The 17305-nt window shown below is 72.6% G+C and carries 15 protein-coding genes; 4 read left to right on the top strand and 11 right to left on the bottom strand.

Translation table 11 applies throughout. The features are described 5' to 3' along the window. Positions 1–98 precede the first annotated feature (98 nt). Positions 99–1070 (bottom strand): DMT family protein, encoded by a 972-nt coding sequence (locus tag AWZ10_RS02030; RefSeq protein WP_046704188.1) that lies wholly within the window; start codon positions 1068–1070, stop codon positions 99–101. Further along, positions 1067–1867, bottom strand: coding sequence for a phosphatase PAP2 family protein (locus AWZ10_RS02025; protein WP_046704189.1), 801 nt, complete (start codon positions 1865–1867; stop codon positions 1067–1069). The genes AWZ10_RS02030 and AWZ10_RS02025 overlap by 4 nt, the downstream gene beginning before the upstream one ends. Before the next feature lie 231 nt (positions 1868–2098). Between AWZ10_RS02025 and AWZ10_RS02020 the strand changes: the two genes are divergently transcribed. Beyond that, on the top strand, positions 2099–2713 hold the full coding sequence (locus tag AWZ10_RS02020; protein ID WP_046704190.1) for a TetR/AcrR family transcriptional regulator: 615 nt from the start codon (positions 2099–2101) through the stop codon (positions 2711–2713). 175 nt (positions 2714–2888) lie between these two features. On the opposite strand, the gene AWZ10_RS02015 is transcribed toward AWZ10_RS02020, so the two are convergent. Next, the gene (locus tag AWZ10_RS02015) at positions 2889–3962 is read right to left on the bottom strand and encodes a DUF2510 domain-containing protein (protein WP_060890295.1); all 1074 of its coding nucleotides are present in this window, start codon (positions 3960–3962) and stop codon (positions 2889–2891) included. Between the two features lie 891 nt (positions 3963–4853). Here AWZ10_RS02015 and AWZ10_RS02010 point away from each other — a divergent pair. Continuing rightward, the gene (locus tag AWZ10_RS02010) at positions 4854–7526 is read left to right on the top strand and encodes an ATP-binding protein (RefSeq protein ID WP_046707789.1); all 2673 of its coding nucleotides are present in this window, start codon (positions 4854–4856) and stop codon (positions 7524–7526) included. On the opposite strand, the gene pcaDC is transcribed toward AWZ10_RS02010, so the two are convergent. The 7 genes from pcaDC to AWZ10_RS01975 form a co-directional block, all read right to left on the bottom strand. After that, positions 7519–8655, bottom strand: coding sequence for a bifunctional 3-oxoadipate enol-lactonase/4-carboxymuconolactone decarboxylase PcaDC (gene pcaDC / locus AWZ10_RS02005; RefSeq protein ID WP_060890294.1), 1137 nt, complete (start codon positions 8653–8655; stop codon positions 7519–7521). The genes AWZ10_RS02010 and pcaDC overlap by 8 nt on opposite strands. After that, positions 8652–10019, bottom strand: a complete 1368-nt coding sequence (gene pcaB / locus AWZ10_RS02000) for a 3-carboxy-cis,cis-muconate cycloisomerase (RefSeq protein ID WP_060890293.1) — start codon at positions 10017–10019, stop codon at positions 8652–8654. Before pcaB ends, pcaDC begins: the two co-directional genes overlap by 4 nt. After that, positions 10016–10621, bottom strand: a complete 606-nt coding sequence (pcaG, locus tag AWZ10_RS01995; RefSeq protein WP_046707786.1) for a protocatechuate 3,4-dioxygenase subunit alpha — start codon at positions 10619–10621, stop codon at positions 10016–10018. The genes pcaB and pcaG overlap by 4 nt, the downstream gene beginning before the upstream one ends. A 6-nt stretch (positions 10622–10627) precedes the next feature. Next, complete coding sequence (gene pcaH / locus AWZ10_RS01990; protein ID WP_046707785.1) at positions 10628–11401, bottom strand: protocatechuate 3,4-dioxygenase subunit beta; 774 nt, start codon at positions 11399–11401, stop codon at positions 10628–10630. Positions 11402–11519: 118 nt separating this feature from the next. After that, complete coding sequence (locus AWZ10_RS01985) at positions 11520–12722, bottom strand: thiolase family protein (protein WP_046707791.1); 1203 nt, start codon at positions 12720–12722, stop codon at positions 11520–11522. Positions 12723–12742: 20 nt separating this feature from the next. Then, positions 12743–13390: a CoA transferase subunit B gene (locus AWZ10_RS01980; RefSeq protein ID WP_046707784.1), complete on the bottom strand. Its 648-nt coding sequence runs from the start codon at positions 13388–13390 to the stop codon at positions 12743–12745. Continuing rightward, entirely contained in the window at positions 13390–14172 is a 783-nt protein-coding gene (locus tag AWZ10_RS01975; RefSeq protein WP_046707783.1) for a CoA transferase subunit A, read from the bottom strand. Before AWZ10_RS01975 ends, AWZ10_RS01980 begins: the two co-directional genes overlap by 1 nt. A gap of 249 nt (positions 14173–14421) precedes the next feature. On the opposite strand from AWZ10_RS01975, the gene AWZ10_RS01970 reads away from it, so the two are divergent. Next, positions 14422–14883 (top strand): MarR family winged helix-turn-helix transcriptional regulator, encoded by a 462-nt coding sequence (locus AWZ10_RS01970; RefSeq protein ID WP_046707782.1) that lies wholly within the window; start codon positions 14422–14424, stop codon positions 14881–14883. A 60-nt stretch (positions 14884–14943) separates the two neighbouring features. On the opposite strand, the gene AWZ10_RS01965 is transcribed toward AWZ10_RS01970, so the two are convergent. Beyond that, the gene (locus AWZ10_RS01965) at positions 14944–15933 is read right to left on the bottom strand and encodes a DUF3048 domain-containing protein (RefSeq protein WP_060890292.1); all 990 of its coding nucleotides are present in this window, start codon (positions 15931–15933) and stop codon (positions 14944–14946) included. A 124-nt stretch (positions 15934–16057) separates the two neighbouring features. On the opposite strand from AWZ10_RS01965, the gene AWZ10_RS01960 reads away from it, so the two are divergent. Beyond that, entirely contained in the window at positions 16058–17248 is a 1191-nt protein-coding gene (locus tag AWZ10_RS01960) for a zinc-dependent alcohol dehydrogenase (RefSeq protein ID WP_046704098.1), read from the top strand. The last annotated feature ends 57 nt before the right edge of the window (positions 17249–17305 follow it).

Genomic DNA, 17305 nt, shown 5'->3' with positions numbered 1-17305 from the left:
CTGCCGTCCCGACTGCGGGCAGTCGGGACGGCAGGGGCGGCACGGGTGGGCGCAGGCGGCGCCCTGTCAGCGCCGGCAAGCGCCTCGTCCCGACGCGCTCACAGGGGAGTGAGGTGCCCCGGTGCCGCAGAGCCCTGCTGGAGCGGGAGCAGTGACGGCTCCGTCGGGGCGTGGCGGGGCTCCAATGCGAGCACGGCTGCCACCGGGTGGTCCTCGTCCACCGGGGCAGGGCCCATCGGTTGGATCTCGACCGCCGGTGTCACCCGGGTCAGCAGCACCACGCCCCGCGCCGCCACCACCGCTCCCGCCACCGCGAGCGACACCCCCGCGACGCCGCCCCGCAGGCCCTCGCCGAGGAGGGAGAGACCGATCACGGCGGCGGCCAGGGGGTTCGCCAGGGTCACGACCGCGAGGGGCGCGCCCAGGCCCCCTCGATACGCGGTCTGGGAGAGCAGGAGACCGCCCACGGCGAACGCGGCGACCAGGAGGGCCACCACGACGACCTCGACGTCGAGGAGGGAGCCCGAGCGGTCGGTCGCGGCGACCGTGACGGTCTGGGTGAGCGCGGAGGCGACGCCCGAGGCCATGCCGGACGCGCCGGCGTGACGCAGTCCGGGCTTGGTGCCGGGGCGGGAGAGGAAGCCGATCAGGGCGGCGGTCGCGCCGGCCACGGCGACGGCCTCCGGGACGCTCAGCACGTCGTCCGGGGCGGGCCCGGACGCGGCGACCAGGATCGCCGCGAGGCCCGCCAGCGTGAGCGCGGTGCCACGCCACTCCGTCGCGGTGACCCGGCGCCCGGCCACCCGCGCCCCGAGCGGCACCGCCGCCACGAGGGTGAGCGCGCCCAGGGGCTGCACGACGGTGAGGGGGCCGTACTTGAGGGCCACGACGTGCAGCAGTGCGGCTCCCGCGTTCAGCGCGACGGAACTCCACCAGGCACCGCTGGCGAGCATCCGCCGTACGCCCGTGTCGGCGCTGCGGGAGGCGAGCCGCTCCTGGGCCACGGCGGCGGCCGCGTAGGCGACGGCGGAGACCAGGGAGAGGGCGACGGCGACGAGAGTGGCGTTCATCGGCCCGCTCCCACCAGGACGGGCTCCTCGGCCGGCACGAGGGCCTTGGAGTGCTGCCCGGCGGTCGTGGCCGTCCGGTGCGGGAGCTGGATCACGGCGAGGGCGACGGCCAGCAGGGTGCCCGCCACGATCGCGTCCAGCCAGTAGTGGTTGGCCGTGCCGACGATCACGACCAGGGTCACCAGCGGGTGCAGCAGCCACAGCCAGCGCAGACGTGAGCGGGTCGCGGCGATCAGACCGATCGCGACCATCAGGGCCCAGCCGAAGTGCAGCGAGGGCATCGCCGCGAACTGGTTCGCCAGGGAGTCGGTCGCCGGAGCCGCCGTGTAGACCGTCGGCCCGTACACCTGTCCGGTGTCGACGAGGCCGGCGACGTCCAGCATCCGCGGCGGGGCCAGCGGGAACGCGAGGTGCAGCAGCAGGGCGGCGGCGGTGAGGGCGGCGAGGACCCGGCGCGCCCAGACGTAGTGCGCGGGGCGCCGCAGGTACAGCCAGACCAGGAAGGCCATGGTCGCCGGGAAGTGGACGGTCGCGTAGAACACGTTCGCGAGGTGGACCGGCGTGTCGCCGTGCAGCAGCGCCGACTGCACGGAGCCCTCGCCCGGCAGGTGCAGGGCCCGCTCCCAGTCCCACACGAGGTGGGCGTTGCGGAAGGCCTCCGTGGTGTGGCCGTTGGCCAGCATCCGGCCGAACTTGTAGACGAGGAAGAGCCCTGCGACGAGCAGGAACTCACGGACGAGGGGCGGCCGCGTCATCGCGGCGGCCCGCTCTTCTGCAGGCTCGGTGCGGCATTCCATCCCCCGGCCCTTTCACTTACGGCGCTGGTGGCGCTGGCTCCCATGGCGGTGACAGACGATCGATACGCGTGAGTACCGATACGTGTGAGTACCGATACGGGAGTGTACCGATACGCCAGGGTACCGAAACGAGGGGGTATCGATACGGCACGGTACCGATACGGCGGCGTTCCGGTACAGTGGCGTATCGACAGGCTTTTCGGCTGGGGACGACCGAAGGAGACCAGGGCCATGACGTCGCAGGCTGCGGACGGGCCGGAGACGGCCGTCGCCTCGCGCCGCTCCAAACTCACGCCCGAGCGTGAACAGGAGTTCTTCGACGCCGTGCTCGAACAGATCCGTGAGTGCGGTTACGACTCGGTGACCATGGACGGCGTCGCCGCGACCACGCGGTGCAGCAAGTCGACGCTCTACCGGCAGTGGAGGACGAAGCCGCAGTTCGTGGCGGCCGCGCTGCGCGCACGCCGCAGTGTCCGCTTCGCGGGGATCGACACCGGCACCCTCGCCGGTGACCTGCGCGAGGTGGCCCGGCACGCCGGTGAGGGCTACGTTCTGGAGGGTCGGCTGTTCCAGGCCCTCGGCCACGCCGTCGTGCAGGACGAGGAGCTGCGGGCGGCCCTGCGGGACGCGCTGGTGGAGCCGGAGATCGAGGCGCTCCGGACGATGATCGCCCGCGGGGTGTCCCGGGGAGAGGTCTCCGCGGACCATCCGGCGCTGGAGTTCATCCCGGCACAGATCTTCGGCGTACTGCGCGCCCGCCCGGTCCTGGAAGGCCAGGACGCGGACGAGACATACATCATCAAGTTCATCGAGGCGGCCGTGCTACCGACGCTGGGCCTCGCGTGAGACTCGGGCCGCCGTCCGCGGACTGAACCGGACGGCGACCTGATCGCGCCGCACCGTGGGGACGGGGGCGGCGCGTACCCCGGCCGGGTGGGGTTCCTCTGGAGCGGAGAGGAACCCCACCCGGCCGACTGTTCCGGCCGATCGACCGGAGCGGCACGGAGGGGCGTGCGGGCGGTCAGACGCCCTGACCGCTGCCGCCCCCGCTGATCGACGCCTTCTTGATGCCCTTGGTGATGTCGTCGATGACCGACTGCTTGGGCGCCTCGTCGCTCACGTCGATGCCGAAGCGGACCACGACGAGCCGCGAGGAGTCGGCAGGGGAGGGGAAGGCCAGCGACTCGACATAGCCGTCGTCGCCCTTGCCCGTGACGACCTTCCAGCGGACGTAGTAGCCCTTCTCGCCGGCCACGGTCACCGCCTTGGACGCCAGTTCCTCGTGGGAGGTGATCTTTCCGTAGCCCTCGGAGCCGTAGGCGTCCTCGGCGGCCTGGGAGATGTCCTCCTTGGCGGCCGCCTCGGCGGTGGTGGCCTTCAGCTTCAGCAGCTCGACGGGTGACGAGTAGGCGCCGCCGCGCGTGCAGGTCTTCGTGGCGTCGGCCGGGCACTCGTACGACGCCTCCGTCGTCACCTGCGCGCCGGCCTGCAGGGGCGAGCCGAGCCAGCCGTCGGGCACGGGGATGCTGATGCCGCTGGTCGTGTCGGTGGCGTACCCCTCCTCGGTCTGCGGCGGCTGCCCGGAGCCGTCCGGTGCGGGGCTCTGGCCGCCGGAGCCGCCCGATCCGCCGGGTCCGCCCTGGCCACCGGAGTTGCCGCCCGGCCCGCCGTCGGTACCGCCCTGGCCGTTCTGCCCGCCGGAGCCCTGGGAGGTCGTACTGCCGTCGCCGCCACTGTCGTTGCGGGTCAGGGCGTACACACCCACCCCGATGCTGGCCAGCACCGCGGCCGCCACGGCGACGGCTATCCCGATGCGCAGACCGCGCTTCGGAGCCGCGACCGGATGCCCGGGATATCCGGCGTACCCGGCGTACCCGGGATGCCCGGGATATCCGGGATATCCCGGGTGGCCCCCGGCCCCCGGCGGGTACGGGCCGGCGCCCGGCGGATGGGCCGGGGGACCGAACCCCGTGGCCGAGCCCGCGGGCCGGATCTGGTCCGTCCACGCCTTGCCGTCCCACCAGCGCTCGGTGGCGGGCGCGTCATTTGTCTGGCCGGGGTCGGGGTACCAGCCGGGAGGAGTCGCCTGCGTCATGGTGCAACCGTATGAGGCCGGAGTGAAAACCGGATGAGAGGGGACCCATATTCGCCCACGCACCGCCCATTCACCGCCCGATCGCCCAGGCACCGACCGCGTCCCGAGGCGCCCGATCGCGTCCGGTCACGCGCGAACGCTGCCGAGCCGCTTCGACGGCCCACCGGGCCGCCACGACCCGTGCAGCCCCCGCCTGCCCGGCGGCGGACTCCGTCGTCCACGACACCGCCCCCGAACTCCCCTCCCGCGGACAGACCTTCACGCACCCGGACGAAGGAGGGCAGCCAGGGGGTGACGGCACCGACCGTGTCGTGGGTCGGAAGCGTGCCGATCGGCGTCGTCGCCACCGTCATCGGGGCGATCGCCAGGTCAGCACCGGACGGCCTCCGCACCGGTCACCGGGCCTGTCGAACAGCGCGACGTCCACCGGCCGGAAGAAGAGCGCCGGCGCGAACGAGGCGGACCGCTCCGACAGCCCCCTCGACCTCACCGCCGCCCTCCGGTGTGAAGAACCGTGCCACGACGACCGTCGCGAAACAGCCGTGGACCCCGAACCCGTACCACTCGGTGAAGCCGCCCACCGACCCCGCGAACAGGGCCTTGTGGACCCGTCGGAGCGCGCGTCCCGGCCGTGCGCGGATGCGGACATTCCGTCTCCTGGGGGGTGAGAATCCGCCGACACCGGGGAACCGGAAAACCGGCCGCGGATCACGGGCAGTTGACTGTCAATCACACTCAACGCGCCAGGTGGGCGGCCGGATGCGTCGCCCCCGAGCCGTCCGACGTCACCCGACACGGCAAGAGGTGCCCGGACCGGCCTCCACTTCGGCGGTCGGAGGGCTACGCTCAATGACCTGTACGTCGTTCGGGCGACGCTGGGGAGGTAGCGGGATGACGGAGGGACGGCCCGATCCGGCCGCCTCGGCTTCCCTGTGGGAGCGCGACGCGGAGATCGCCGCCATCACACAGGCCATCGACGAACTCCGGGTCGACAAGGCGTCCCCGGGCAGTGTCCTGGTGTTCAGCGGGGAGGCGGGCATCGGCAAGACCGCCCTGCTCGCCGAGGCCCGCCGGATCGCCGGGGAGCGGGGCTGCACGGCCTGGTACGCACGCGGCGGCGAGACCGTCGCGTCCGTCCCCTTCAACGTCGTACGGCAGCTGCTGCAGCCCGCGTTGATCGGGCTGATGGACGAGGAGATCCGCGAGTACCTGGGCGACTGGTACGACATCGCCGGACCCGCACTGGGGCTCGCGGAACCGGGCGAGGGCCCGGTCGACCCGCAGGCCGTGTGCGACGGGCTCGTCGCCGTCGTGAACCGGCTCTCCCGGCGGGGCTGGCCGCTCGTGCTGCTCATCGACGACGCCCACTGGGCCGACCAGGAGACCCTGCACTGGCTGTCCGCCGTCGCCGATCGCCTGACGGAGATGTGCGTCCTCGTCCTGGTGGCCCGCCGCCCCGGTGAGGCCACCGGGGAGGGCACCCGCCATCTCGCCCAGGTCGCCGCCAAGGCCCGCCCGATCCCCACGATCAGGTCGCTCACGCCCGAGGCCACCGCCGGGCTCACCCGCGCCACGGTCGGCGAACACGCCGACGACCCGTTCTGCCGCGAGGTGTGGGCGGTGACCGGCGGCAACCCGTACGAGACCGTCGAGCTCCTCGCCAAGGTGCAGGACAGCGACCTGGAACCGGCCGAGGGCTCCGCCGCCGAACTGCGCGACCTGAACCGGACGGCACGAGGCCGCGGTCTCGTGGCCCGTCTCGAGACGCTCGGCGTCGACGCCACCCGCTTCGCCTGGGCGGCGGCCATCCTGCACACCGGCATCTCCGTGGAGATCGTGGCCCGGCTCGCCTCCCTGAACCGGCAGACGGCGGCGGAGTGCGCCGACCTGCTGACCGCCGCCCGTATCCTCACCGAACCCAGTCCGGTCAACCGCAGGGCGGAGGACGGAGATCTGGAGTTCGTGCACCCGCTGATCGCCACCGCGGTCTACAAGTCGATCCCACCGGGCATCCGCACCGCGTTCCACGGAGTGGCCGCGACGGTCGTCAGCGAGTCCGGTCGGGGCGCCGCGGCGGCCTCACGCCACCTCGTCGAAGTGCACGCCGACGGTGACCCCGAACTGGTCGAACAGTTGCGCGCCGCCGCGCGCGAGCACCTCGCCGTGGGCGCCCCGGACGCCGCCCGCCGCTGTCTGGAACGCGCCCTGAAGGAGCCGCCGGAGCAGGACGTCCGCGTCCGCGTGCTCTACGAACTGGGCTGCGCCACCCTTCTCACCTCGCCCGCCACCACCGTCGAGTACCTCCGCTCGGCCCTCGCCGAGCCGGGCCTCGACAGCGCCGAGCGCGTGAACGCGGTCTTCCGTCTCTCCCAGGCGCTGCTCCACAACGACCAGCTGGAGGAGGCGGTCCGCACGGTCGACGCGGAGGTCGCCCGGCTGGAACCGGGCCCGGCCCGGATGCGGCTCCAGGCCGCCCACTACATGTGGGAGGTCATCCACGCGGACGTGGATCTCTCACCGACCCACTCCCAGGAGCTGTCCGCCCTCGCCGCTGCCTGCACGGGGAGGGACAACTCCGAGCGTGCGCTGCTGATCCTGCGCGGCTTCGACGCGGTGGTGCGCGGGGAGAACGCCGAGGAGGTCGTCGAGTTCTGCGACCGCGCCCTCGTCAACGGCCGGCTGGCGCCCGGCCTCGGCTGGACCGACAGCGAGTGGGACATCGAACTGCCGCTGATGCTGGCCATCGCGTACGCCTACGCGGACCGGCTCGACCGGGCGGAGAGCCTCTACACGGAGGCCCTGCGCACCTACGAGAGCGCCGGGTGGAGCGGCGGCCATCTCGCCCTGGCCCACGCCTACGTCGGACACGGACATCGCATGCGGGGCCGCCTCAGGGAGGCGGAGGAGTCCCTGCGCAAGTCGCTGGCCTTCGCCGAGCGGGTCGGCCGCGGGCTGCCCCTGCACTGGTCGTCGACCTGCAACCTGGTGGACACACTGCTCGCCCGCGGCCATGTCCAGGAGGCCTGGGCGGTCGCCGAGGAGCACGGTTTCGCGCCTCCGTACCCGTCCACCGTCGTGCTGCCCGACCCCCGTTCCGTACGCGGCCGGCTGTTGCTCGCCGTCGGCCGCACCAAGGACGGCATCAACGAACTGGAGGCCGCGGAGAAGGCGGCGGCCGCCCGGGGCCACCACAACACGGTCATCGCCCCCTGGGGCGGGGACCTCGCCCGTGCCCTCGCCTCCGAGGACCCGCGCCGCGCCGCCGAACTGGCCGTCGGCGTCCGCCGCCGTGCCGAACGCCTCGGCACGGACACCGCCATCGGCGAGGCCCTGCGCGTCGAGGCCTTCCTCGCCACCGGTAAACAGGCCACCTCCCTGTACGCCCGGGCGGTCACCTACCTGGCGGCCTCGCCCTCCGCCTACGAACACGCGGCGGCCCGCGTCGACCACGGCATCGCCATCCGCTCGGCCTCCGAACTCAACCGGGGCCTGACCCTGGCCGAGTCCTGTGGCGCGGACGGACTGGTCGAGCGGGCGAGGAAGGCGCTGGAAGGGCTCATGTAGTCCGGTCCCGGTCCGCGTCCTCCTCCGCCAGTACCCGCTGGGCCGTCGCGAACGCGGAGTTCGCCGCCGGGACTCCGCAGTACACGGCGGTCTGGAGGAGGACGGCGCCGATCTCCTCCGGAGCGAGGCCGTTGCGGCGGGCCGCGCGGATGTGCATGGCCAGTTCGTCGTAGTGGCCGTGGGCGACCAGCGCGGTCAGTGTGATCATGCTGCGTTCACGGTGGGACAGCGTGGGGTCGGTCCAGATCTCGCCCCAGGCGTAGCGGGAGATGAAGTCCTGGAAGCGGGCCGTGAACGGCGTCTGCCGGGACTGGGCGCGGTCCACGTGCGCGTCGCCGAGGACCTGGCGGCGCACCTCCATGCCCCGCTGCGCGTATCCGTCGAAGTGTCCGCGCAGCGCGGCCAGTACGGCTTCCGGGCGCTCGGCGGGCGCGAGATGGGAAGCGCCCGGGATCTCCGTGAGCGACGATCCGGGCACCGCGTCCGCGATCTCCCGCAGCTGTGCGGGCGGTGTCGCCGGGTCCTGCCGGCCGGCGACGAGCAGCGTGGGCGCGGAGATCCTGGACAGGTCCTCGCGGATGTCGAAAGCGCCGAGTGCGTCGCAGCAGGCGGCGTACGCCTCCGGGTCGGCGTTCCGGTGGTCGTCGACCAGCTCCGGCACGGTGAAACCGGGTGTGAACCACCGCGCGTCGGCGGTTTCCGCGAGCCCCGCCAGCCCCTCCCGGCGCACCAGCTCCGCCCGCTCCCGCCACGGCTTGACCCCGTTGAAGTGGGCCGAGGAGCAGATCACGGCGAGGGACGACACCCGCTGCGGGTGGTGCGCGGCCAGCTGCAGGCCGACCGCGCCGCCCAGGGACACACCCGCGTACGCGAACCGCTCGATGCCCAGCGCGTCCGCCAGGGCCAGCACCAGTGCGGCCAGATCGCCGACCGTGGCACCCGGGGCGATCAGGCCGGCGGGGGAGTCGCCGTGTCCCGGCAGGTCCCAGCGGATCACCCGGTGCGTGATCGACAGCTCGGGCGCCACCTTGTCCCACAGCCTGGTCGAAGTGCCGAGGGAGGGGCCGAGCAGCAGCGGGGGAGCGGAGGCCGGGCCCTCCGCGCGGTGGTTGAGCAGCTTTACGGTCAACGTCGCTCCAGGGCACGGTCGGTGAGGGCTCCGGCGGAGCCGGTGTAGTGGGTGGGATCGGTGAGATCCGCCAGGTCGAGGTCCCGCAACTCCGGTTCCTCGGCCAGCAGTTCGCCGAGGGACCGGCCTTCGGTGTGGACCCGCCCGGCCGCCCGCGTCAGCAGCTCCTTGGCGCGGGCCCTGCCCAGCACCGGGGCCAGCTCGGCCGCCAGCCGTTCGGAGACGATCAACCCGTGGGTGAGGTCCAGGTGCCGGCGCATCACGTCGGCGTTCACCCGCAGGCCCCGCGTGAGGTCCACCGCGTCCCGTGTCGCACCCCCGACCAGCCGGAGCAGATCGCGCAACGGCTCCCACTCGGCGTGCCACGCCCCGGCAGGCCGCTCGTCCTCGGCGGGCAGCGCGCCGTACAGCGTCGCCGCCAGCTGGGGTGCCCGCCGGGCCGCCGCCGCGATCAGCGTGGACCGTACGGGGTTCGCCTTGTGCGGCATCGCCGACGAACCGCCCCCGCCGCCCTCGGCGACCTCCGCGATCTCGGTACGGGCGAGGGTCAGTACGTCCACCGCGATCTTCCCCAGGGCGCCCGCGGTGAAGGCCAGCGCTCCGGCGAGGTCAGCGATCGGGGTGCGCAGGGTGTGCCAGGGCAACTCGGGTTCACGGAGGCCGAGTTCGCGGGCGCAAGCGGCGACCAGGGCGTGCGTGTCGACCGGGGGCGCGGGGTCTGCCGTGGACCGGGCGCCGGTCGTCCGGAAGGCGGTGAATGCAGCCAACGTGCCTGCCGCGCCTCCGAGTTGGACGGGCAGGCTGTCCCGTACGGCCGCGAGGCGGTCCCTGGCGTCCAGGATCAGCGAGCGCCAGCCCGCCGCCTTCAGCCCGAAGGTCGTGGGCACGGCGTGCTGGGTGAGTGTGCGGCCCGGCATCGCGGTGTCCCGGTGCGCGGCGGCGACGGCGGCCAGCGCGGACTGAGTACGGCCGAGGTCCGCCAGGATCAGGTCGAGGGTGCGTGCGGCGACCAGCATCGTCGCCGTGTCCATGATGTCCTGGCTGGTCGCACCCCGGTGGACGTAGGGCCCGTACTCGCTGCCTACCGCCGTCGTGAGGTCCGCGACCAGGGGGATCACCGGGTTGCCGCCGCCGCGGGCGCGCGCCGCGAGTGACGGCAGGTCGAAGGCGGCGGCATCCGCCGCCGAGGTCACCGCGGGCCCGGCAGCGGCGGGGACCAGCCCCAGCCCGGCCTGGGCGCGGGTCAGTGCGGCCTCGGTGTCGAGCAGCGCCTGAAGGTAGGCGGTGTCGCCGGTCGAGGCCGCGGCCGGGGAACCGGTCCACCCAGGGGCGAGCAGACCGGTGTCGGCGTCAGCAGAAGTCACTGGAACTCCAGGAAGACCGTCTCGCCTTCGCCCTGAAGGCGGATGTCGAAACGGTAGGTGCCGTTGCCCTGGTCGTCGGCGATCAGCGTGCCCCGGCGCGCCTCGTCCACCCGGGCGAGCAGCGGGTCGGCGGCGAGCGCGGCCTCGTCGCCCGGCAGGTAGATCCGGGTGAACAGGTGGACGAGCAGGCCCCGCGCGAAGATGCACACGCTGAGGTACGGCGCGCTCCGCCCGCGCGCGCCGGGCCGCAGTGTACGCGCGGTCCAGTGCCCGTTGGCGTCGGTCTGGATGCGGCCCCAGCCGGTGAACTCCACGCCGTTGCGGCCGAGGAAGCCGCCGCTGGCAGGGTCGCGCCGCATGGAGCCGTCGACCTGGGAGAGGTTGCCGTCCGGGTCCGGGCCCCAGAGTTCCAGGAAGGCGTCCGGCAGCGGGTTGCCCTCGCCGTCGAGGACGTAGCCCTGGAGGGTGATGGTGTCCGGGTGGCCGACGGGGGCGATGTCGCCGCCGCCGGGGAAGGGCAGGGCGTGGCCGTAGAAGGGGCCGACCGTGTGCGACGGGGTCGGGAGCACCGTCTCCGGGCGGCTGGTGTCGATCTTCGTCATGGCAGGTCAGCGTCCTTCTTCGATCCAGGTGGCCTGCGGGCCGTCGAGCACGATGTCCCAGACGTAGCCCATGGAGAACTCCGGCACCGACAGGCTGTGGTCGTAGGTGGCGATCAGCCGCTGCCGGGCCGCGTCATCGGTCACCGACTGGATGATCGGGTCGTAGGGGAACAGTGGGTCGCTCGGGAAGTACATCTGCGTCACGAGCCGCTGGGTGAACGCCGAGCCGAAGAGCGAGAAGTGGATGTGGGCCGGGCGCCAGGCGTTGACGTGCTGACGCCAGGGGTACGGGCCCGGCTGGATCGTCGTGAAGCGGTAGTGCCCGCTGTCGTCGCTCAGCGTGCGGCCGACGCCGGTGAAGTTCGGGTCCAGGGGCGCGTCGTGCTGCTCGCGCTGGTGGGCGTACCGGCCGGCCGCGTTGGACTGCCAGATCTCGACCAGCTGGCCCCGCAGCGGGCGCCCGTCGCGGTCGAGGAGCCGGCCGGAGACGGTGATGCGCTCACCGATCGGCTCGCCGTTGTGCTGCCGGGTCAGGTCGTTGTCGATCTGGGTGATGTCCCGCTCCCCGAATGCGGGGGAGGACAGTTCCACCAGCTCCGGGTCCTTGGTGACGTCGATGCCGATGGGCGGCTGCTTCGGGTGCCGCAGCACCGAGGACCGGTAGGGGGCGTAGTCGCGGCGCGGCTGGTGCTCGACCGGCGCGCCGTCGGCGACCCGCTTCTCGTACGCGGCGTGCTCGGCCGCGATCTCCTGGTCGATGTCGTGCTGGGAAAGGGTCATGGGGTGTCCCTGGGGGTTCCTGACATTCATGTCAAAGGGCGGGGTAGGTGTCGCGCCCCGTCAGGGGCGCGGGGAACTGCGCGAACGGCCGCATACGGCCCGCGGTCGCAGACACAGCTCAACGTTCCAGGACGAGGGCGAGTCCCTGACCCACCCCGATGCACAGCGTGGCGACGCCGACCCCCGAGCCCCTGCGCGCCAGTTGGTGGGCGACCGTGCCCGCCAGCCGCGCACCGGACGCACCCAGCGGATGGCCGAGGGCGATCGCGCCGCCCTGCGGGTTGAGGACGGCCGGGTCGAACTCGGGCCACTCGGCGACACAGCCGAGCACCTGGGCGGCGAACGCCTCGTTCAGTTCCAGGACGTCCAGGTCGCCGAATCCCTTGCCCGCCTTGGCGAGCGCGCGGTGGACGGCCTCGACCGGCGCGAGACCGAAGTACTGCGGGTCGATCGCCGAGACCCCCGACGCCGAGACCCGTGCGAGCGGCTCGCGCCCGGTGGCCGCAAGGCCCTCCTCGTCCACCAGCAGCAGGGCGGCGGCCCCGTCGTTGAGCGGCGAGGCGTTGCCCGCGGTGACCGTCCCGCCGGAGGGGCGGAACGACGGCTTCAGCTTGGCCATGGCGGCCAGGGACGCGTCCGCCCGTACGCATTCGTCGGCGCCGAGGACGACCGGGTCGCCCTTGCGCTGCGGGAGGGGGACGGGAGCGATCTCGCCGTCGAAGGCCCCGGCGGCCTGCGCCTGGGCGGCCTTTCGGTGGGAGGCGAGCGCGAACTCGTCCTGCTGGTCCCGGCCGATCCTGTGCTTGTCGGCGATGAGTTCGGCCGACTCGCCCAGCGGGACGGTCCACTGCGGGTCCATCCTCGGGTTGACCATGCGCCAGCCCAGCGTGGTCGAGTACAGCTCGGTGTGCCCGGCGGGGAAGGCCCGGTCGCTCTTGGGCAGCACGTACGGGGCGCGGGTCATGGACTCGACACCGCCGGCGACGGCGATCGACGCGTCGCCGAGCGCGATGGCGCGGGCCGCCTGGATCACGGCCTCCAGGCCGGAGGCGCACAGCCGGTTGACGGTCACGCCCGGTACGGAGGTGGGCAGCCCGGCCAGCAGCGCGGCCATGCGGCCGACGTTGCGGTTGTCCTCGCCGGCGCCGTTGGCGTTGCCGAAGTACACGTCCTCGATCCGGGCCGGGTCCAGGTCCGGCGTACGGGCGAGCAGCTCACGGATGGCGTGCGCGGCCAGGTCGTCGGGGCGCAGGCCGGCGAGAGCGCCGTTGTAGCGGCCGATGGGCGTGCGCACGGCGTCGACGATGTAGACGTCCTTCAGGGCGTCGCGCGGACCGTTGCTCATGACTGGATCTCCTCCGGGACGCGCACCTTGGCGTCGGTCTTCGCGGCGATCTCCTCGACGGTGACACCGGGCGCGGTCTCCACCAGCACCAGGCCCTCGTCGGTCACGTCGAGCACACCCAGATCGGTGATGATCCGGTTCACGCACGCCTTGCCGGTCAGCGGCAGCACGCACTCCTGAAGAATCTTCGCCGAGCCGTCCTTGGCGGTGTGGGTCATGACCACGATGACCGTACGCGCGCCGTGGACCAGGTCCATGGCACCACCGATCCCGGTGATCATCTTGCCGGGAACCGCCCAGTTGGCGAGGTCACCGCCGGCGGAGACCTGCATCGCGCCGAGGACGGCCACGTCGATGTGACCGCCGCGGATCATGGAGAACGACAGCGCCGAGTCGAAGTACGAGGCCCCGGGCAGGACCGTGACGGTCTCCTTGCCCGCGTTGATCAGATCGGGGTCGACCTGGTCCTCGGCCGGGTACGGGCCGGTGCCGAGGATCCCGTTCTCCGACTCCAGGATCACCTCGACATCGGCCGGGAGGTGGTTCGGGATCAGCGTCGGCAGGCCGATGCCGAGGTTGACGTACTGACCGTCCTTGAGCTCGCGCGCGGCTCGGGCGGCCATCTGCTCGCGGGTCCAGGCCATCACCGGCTCACCGTCTCTCGTGCCGCGGGCGCGGAGACCGTGCGCCGCTCGATCTTCTTGTCGGCCGCCTGCTCGGGGGTGAGGGCGATGACCCGCTGCACGAAGATGCCGGGCAGATGCACGGCGTCAGGGTCGATCCCGCCCGGCTCGACCAGCTCCTCGACCTCGGCGATCGTGACCTTGCCGGCCATCGCGGCGAGCGGGTTGAAGTTGCGGGAGGACTTGTTGAAGACCAGGTTGCCGTGCCGGTCGCCCCTGGCCGCCCGGACGAGCGCGTAGTCGGTGCGGATGCCGTGTTCCAGCACGAACTCGGCGCCGTCGAACTCGCGGACCTCCTTGGGCGGCGAGGCCAGCGAGACGCCGCCGTCGCCGTCGTAGCGCCACGGCAGACCGCCGTCGGCGACCTGGGTGCCCACGCCGGCCGGGGTGAAGAAGGCCGGGATACCGGCGCCGCCCGCGCGCAGCCGCTCGGCGAGCGTGCCCTGCGGGATCATCTCGACCTCCAGCTCACCGGCGAGATACTGGCGCGCGAACTCCTTGTTCCCCCCGATGTACGAAGCGGTCACCCGGGCGACCCGGCCCGCCGCGAGGAGGACGGCGAGGCCGGACTCCATGGCCCCGCAGTTGTTGGACACCACTGCGAGACCCGAGACTCCCCGCTCGTACAGTGCCTGGATCAGCGTGTTCGGCACACCGCCCAGTCCGAACCCGCCGACGGCGAGTGTCGCGCCGTCCGGCACATCGGCCACCGCCTCCAGGGCTGTGGCGACCACCTTGTCCATCCGTGAGGCCCCATCTCGTCCGAGCACCCGGTGACCAGTTCATCAGGGCACTGAGCATTTCAGTGAAGTTTCCTTCACGCTGCCACTCGTCGGCCCCCTCGTCAAGGCTCATGAGAAAGGATGAGGTCACTTGTGTACCCGGTGATGGACACGCTCGGCCCGGTGGCGGATATTGTTCAGTGTACGAACGAATCGTCGTCGGTGCGTCACGGTTGACGGTGTCCGACTCATCCGAGCCGAGGAGCGAACATGGCCGCGGTGGACCTCTCCGCCCACCCCGGGCACCTGGCCCGACGGCTGCAGCAGGCCCATTACCTGCTGTGGAACGTGATGGTCTCCGAGGAGACCACCTCGCCGCAGTTCGCGGTCCTCAACACGCTCGTCGCCGAGCCGGGGCTCGACCAGCGAACCGTGGGCGAGCGGGTGGGGCTCGACCGGTCCACGATGTCCGAGGTCATCAGCCGGCTCGGGCGCCGGGGTCTTCTCGACAAGGTGCGCGACCCGCAGGACGGGCGGCGGTTCCTGCTGCGGCTCACGGAGGACGGCATGCGGACGCATCGCAAGCTCACGGTGCGCACGGCCCGGATGAACCAGGTGTTCCTCGCGCCGCTGTCGGCGCAGGAACAGGGGGTGTTCTTCGAGCTGATACGGCGGGTCGCGGACGCGGCGGAGACGCTGCGCAGCCCGGCCGAGTCGTCGGGCGCCCGGTAGCTCCGCCGTGGGCGCCCTGTCGGCTGCGGGGCGGTCGTGGCCGGTTGCCGGGCGGCGTTCTCACGCCTTCGCGTACACCACCCACACCTGGCCCTCCGCGAAGTTCATCGGCCTGCCGTCCGTCGTGGTGAAGGTCGTGCCGTCCTCGGGTGTGCCGCGTTCCCAGTTCGCGTCGAAGACCCGGCCGTCCCGCAGGACCTCCGCGCGGCCCGAGCCCACCGTCTCCGTGTACGGGGTGTTGTTGCCCAGGTAGTCGTGGAACTGGGACTTGCGGATCGTCACGTACTGGACGACCACCGTGGCCGGGGCGACTCGGGTGTCGTCGGTGGTGATCGTCGGGGTGCCGTCCATGGCGACCTGCCAGCGGCGGCTGTCGTCGGACCAGGTGAAGGTGAAGCGGGCCGCCGGATAGCGGACGGTGCGGGAGTCCTCGGGGGCGCCGCCGGCGGGGGCGGGGCCGTAGCGGAAGCCGGTGGTGAGGGCGTCGGCGCCGGGGGGAGAGCCGACCAGATGCTCGGGGCGCAGATACAGGTTGTGCGGGGCGGGCTTCTCGTCGCCCCGGAAGTACGCGTCGTGGGCGTCCTCGGGGCTCTCCGCGCGCAGGGGCGCCCTGTCGATCAGTGGAAGGAGCTTGCTCTGCGCGCCCGAGAAGGCCAGGGTCGGCTCGTCGAACTGGCGCAGTAGCTCCAGGTCGGATTCGCGGGCGCTGCGCACCGGCCCGACCGCCTTCGGGAGCTGCGTCGCGTACACCGCCATCAGCCGGCTGAGGCCGCCCTCGACCTGCTCGGCGTAGACGATGTCCGCTGCGTCGAGGCCGGTCTGCGGGCGGGCGGCGGAGACGTTGTCGATCTTCACGGCGAGTACGGAGCCGACGGGCGGCGCGCTGGTCCGGCCGTCCCGCCCCCGTCCGTCGTCGCCGTCGGGGCCGGTCACGGTGCAGCCCGCCAGCAGGGCGGCCGCGCTCAGGGCGGCGAGCAGGGGTCCCGTCGACGAGCGGTGGCGTGCCCGCCATGCCCTCAGTCCCCTGCGCGCCGTGGTCATCTCATCCATGATGCCTTCGATTGTGCGCTTATAAGTTCATAGATGGCCATACTTGTTGGTTCTCTGTGGTTCGCGAGTGGGGCGCCGGGTACCCGTGCCGGACCTGTCGGCGAGGGAACGGAGTGTGGGCGCGATGAAGGCTGTGACGTGGCAGGGCAAGCGGGACGTACGCGTGGAGACCGTGCCCGATCCGGTGATCCAGGAGCCGACGGACGCGGTCATCCGGATCACCTCCACCGGGCTGTGCGGCTCCGACCTGCACCTGTACGAGGTGCTCACCCCGTTCATGACGCCGGGCGACATCCTCGGCCACGAACCCATGGGCATCGTCGAGCAGGTCGGCGCCGGGGTGCCGGACCTGTCCGCCGGGGACCGGGTCGTGGTGCCGTTCCAGATCGCCTGCGGCAACTGCTGGATGTGCCTCACCGGGCTCCCCACCCAGTGCGAGACCACCCAGTGCACCGGCGAGGGCATGGGCGCGGCCCTCTTCGGCTACACCCGGCTGTACGGCGCGGTGCCGGGCGCCCAGGCCGAGTACCTGCGCGTCCCCCAGGCACAGTTCGGGCCGATCAAGGTGCCGGAAGGGCCGGCCGACGACCGGTTCCTCTACCTCTCCGATGTGCTCCCCACCGCCTGGCAGGCGGTCGAGTACGCGCACGTCCCGCCCGGTGGCAGCGTCGCCGTGCTCGGCCTCGGCCCCATCGGGGACATGGCGTGCCGGGTGGCCATGCAACGCGGCGCCGAGCAGGTGTTCGGGGTCGACCTGGTTCCCGAGCGGCTGCGCCGGGCGCGCGACAGGGGTGTCGAGACCTTCGACCTCAGGGACTTCGAGAACGAGAAGGACCTGGTCGCCGCGGTCCAGGACCGGACCGCCGGACGCGGACCCGACTCGGTGATCGACGCCGTCGGTACCGAGGCCCACGGCAGCGCGGCCGCCCGGCTCATCCAGAACGCGGCCGGTCATCTGCCCCGGGCGGTCGGCTCGCGCTTCGCCGAGCACCTCGGCGTGGACCGGCTGGCCGCCCTCTACACGGCCATCGACCTCGTACGGCGCGGTGGCACGATCTCCCTCTCCGGCGTCTACGGCGGCAAGGTCGACCCGCTGCCGCTGCTCACCCTGTTCGACAAGCAGATCCGGCTGCGCATGGGCCAGGCCAACGTCCGCACCTGGACCGACGACATCCTGCCCCTCCTCACGGACGACGACCCCCTGGGCGTCGACACCTTCGCCACCCACCGGGTGCCGCTCACCGACGCCCCGCACGCGTACGAGATGTTCCAGCGCAAGGAGGACGGGGCGATCAAGGTCGTGATGGAGCCCTGACCGTCGCGGGTCGGGGCGGGGGCCGGCCGTCCGGCGCTCGCGGGTCGGCGCGCTGGT

Origin of the sequence: Streptomyces europaeiscabiei (assembly GCF_001550375.1) — a bacterium.
Taxonomy (GTDB): Bacteria; Actinomycetota; Actinomycetes; order Streptomycetales; family Streptomycetaceae; genus Streptomyces; species Streptomyces europaeiscabiei.
Note: the sequence above shows the minus strand (reverse complement) of the source record. Positions and strands in the feature narration are given on the sequence as shown.